This window comes from Ruegeria sp. AI3 (assembly GCF_056541245.1).
On sequence record NZ_JBQFYA010000036.1, the window covers coordinates 1 to 3,075 of the forward strand.

The 3,075-nt window shown below is 55.8% G+C and carries 3 protein-coding genes; 1 reads left to right on the forward strand and 2 read right to left on the reverse strand.

The features are described from left to right. Window positions 1–672 (forward strand): aldo/keto reductase (locus ACRZ95_RS22750; RefSeq protein WP_480555646.1); only part of this gene is annotated, 672 nt, incomplete at its 5' end. Between the two features lie 258 nt (window positions 673–930). Here the strand turns inward: ACRZ95_RS22750 and ACRZ95_RS22755 are convergent. Next, a complete protein-coding gene (locus ACRZ95_RS22755) occupies window positions 931–2,316 on the reverse strand; it encodes an IS1182 family transposase (RefSeq protein WP_480424160.1) in 1,386 nt (461 codons plus the stop codon). Window positions 2,317–2,419: 103 nt separating this feature from the next. Next, on the reverse strand, window positions 2,420–3,075 hold a 656-nt coding region (locus tag ACRZ95_RS22760), incomplete at its 5' end, for a Fic family protein (protein WP_480555648.1).

A 3,075-nucleotide genomic window follows, 5' to 3' on the forward strand; every position in this document is an offset into this window, starting at 1 on the left:
TACGATGGCATTATGCGATCTTTTGAGGACAGTGTGCAAAGGCTTGGATTGAAGCGTGTCGACATCCTCTTTGTACACGACATCGGTACGCGAACACATGGAAACAACCACGACCTCTACTTGGATCAGTTGCGCGAGAGCGGTTTTCGGGCCCTAGAAGATCTCAAGCGGTCCGGCGCAATCTCAGCCATTGGCATTGGCGTCAATGAGGTTGAAGTGTGTGAAGAAATCCTCTCATTTCAGCCGCTCGATCTCATCCTGCTTGCCGGTCGCTACACGCTTCTGGACCGGTCAGCCGAGGCGCGCCTTCTGGAGCTTTGCCGAGTGGCGAGCACCCAGCTGGTGATCGGGGGTGTCTTCAATTCGGGCATTCTCGCCACAGGCGCACGACACGGCGCGCATTGGGATTACGGCCCGGCACCAGAGGCCATCTTGAAAAAAGTCTCAGCCCTCGCAGAGCTTTCTGAGGCCTTCAGTGTTTCTTTGCCGACCGCCGCGCTGGTCTTTCCGTTGCGCCATGATGCGGTGTCCACAGTCCTCCTGGGCAACAGTCATTCCAGTCGCCTGGCCGAAAACGCCGCTGCCATCCAAAGCGGAAACATACCGCCGGAGTTTTGGGTCCAGGCATCCGCGATTGCTTACAGCACTGGGAGTGGGTCCATCTCCGATTGAAGCACTGGCAGTGGGGCTGACTAAAGTGCGCCCGTGGCGACCACATTGCTAATCATACCGAAATCGTCAAATCCTACAGAAAAACAAAGCTGGCACCGCCACCTGACGGAAAGTGGCATTGTTTCTCAAACTGAGCGCCAGCAATCACCTAGACAATGCGCTTGCGGCGAACGTCCGGTAAGTGAGGATTCTGTTGAAAAACAACGTGTTGCAGTCGCAGAATGGGGTGACCTGAGCACGGCACGAGCGCCTTTCTGGTCAGGCGTTTCGCGTTTGCTGCGGTGCGGGAAAGATTTTCGCCAATTTGCGGAGGTTCTGGGCGGTGGCGGCGAGGAGGAATTCGTCATTTGCGCCGCACGGTCCACGTAATCGGAGCCGTCCAAGGCCTAGGATGCGCTTGAGGTGGGCGAAGAGCATCTCAACTTTCTTTCTGAGCTTCATCGCAATCTGGTACTCTTCAGTTTTGGCCAGATCTCTGGCGACCTGGCGCGCATCTTCGTGCTCTTCGCGGGTGATTTTGCGTGCATCAGCGTTGGGGCAGCATCTTTGTTTGGACGGACATACCTGGCAGACTTCTTTCAAGGCGCGATAGCGGGCTGTGCCCTTGCCCGACGGCCCCCGGTTTGGATCAGAGTAATTCCGGCGGAACTGTTTAAGCGCGTGACCCTCTGGGCAGATATATTGATCATGCTCAGCGTCCCATTCGAAGTCTGTGCGTGTCCAGGTGCCGTCGGGGCGTCCGGCCTTGTCGATGACCGGGATGTAAGGATCGATCTTGCGATCCACGAGCCAGCCGAGCATCGGGCCTGAGCCGTAGGCGGTATCGGCGATCATCCAGTCGGGGACGAGGTCGAACTTGTCCTTCACCCGGTCCAGCATCGTCTTTGTCGACCCCACTTCGGCTTGCCGGATGGATCTGGTCGCTTCCACATCCACAATCACGCTGTGATCTGTATCAACGAGGTAGTTATCAGAGTAAGCAAAGAAGGCTGGTGCCTTGTGCGCCGCTGTCCATTGGCTGGCAGGGTCCGAATATGAAATGAACTTAGGCTTGACTGGCGAGGCAGCACCAAACGCGGCCTCATCCAGGGTTTCCAGATATTCCCGAACAGCGCGCGGTGCGGTCTTGGCATCGATCTGTGCAGCATCCCATTCTTCTTGTGACGCTGAATACTGCTTGGTCGCTTCTGCCTCAATCAAGCTGGCATCAATCGCCATACGCTGGCCGCTGACCAAACCTTCTGCGATGCACCGCGCCACTGTCGTTTCGAACACGTGCCGCAAGAGTTCACTCTCGCGGAACCGACCATGGCGGTTCTTGGAAAAGGTAGAGTGATCCGGCACTCGATCAGTCAGATCGAGGCGACAGAACCAGCGATACGCAAGGTTCAGGTGCACTTCTTCGCACAACCGCCGTTCCGACCGGATGCCAAAGCAATAGCCCACCAGCAGCATGCGGATCAGCAACTCGGGATCGACGGAAGGGCGACCAGTATGACTGTAAAAATCCGCCAAATGATTGCGGATACTACTCAGGTCAACAAATCGATCAATCGACCGCAGCAGATGATTGTCCGGGACATGTTCCTCCAGGGAGAACTCATAGAACAGCTCAGCCTGAGTTTCCTGTTTTGGTCCCATCATCATCCAAACTCCCATTCAATAAGAGAATTGAATCAGCCAGATGGCCTTCGATCAAGACAGAGTTTTTCAACAGAATACGCCGTTCGTGTCGTATTTCATCTCCCTACCTTTCCAGGTCCAACTTTAGCCAATAGCGTGTGTACCGGAGTTCACCCGTTCGGGTCAGAGCGCCCTTATCTACTAGATCCTGGAGATCCCGCGTCGCCGTGGCGCGGGATGTTCCCGTGATCGAGATATAGTTCTCGGCGCTCAGACCGCCTGTGAAACCATCCGGCCCAGCCTTGAACAAACGGGCGATGACCTTACTTTGGCGAGCGTTGAATTGATCTCGATGCCGGTCATAGAAATGCGTCTTGGATATGAAGAACCGAACCCGCTCAAGAGTCACCTGCTGCGCTGTCAGGACTGTCTCGGCAAACCAGATAAGCCATGGTGTGACGTCCAGTGTCTTTTGATGGCGCACGAGCTGATCGTAGTAACCCGCCCGCTCTCTCTCGAGCGTGAAAGCAAGAGCAATCAGGCTTGGCTGACCAATATTTTGCGCCAGGGATTTTTCCGCCAGCGCCCTACCCAACCGACCATTGCCGTCTTCAAAGGGGTGAATGCTCTCGAAATACAGATGACTCAATCCGGCTCTGGTCAGGGCGCGCAAGGGCTCGGGACAATCTGGTGCGGTCCGGTTGAACCAGGTTACGATCTGGTGGCAATTTCCGCGCCGGAAAAAGGGTCCCGTCCCTTTTTCAACAACAGGCGCGGGTG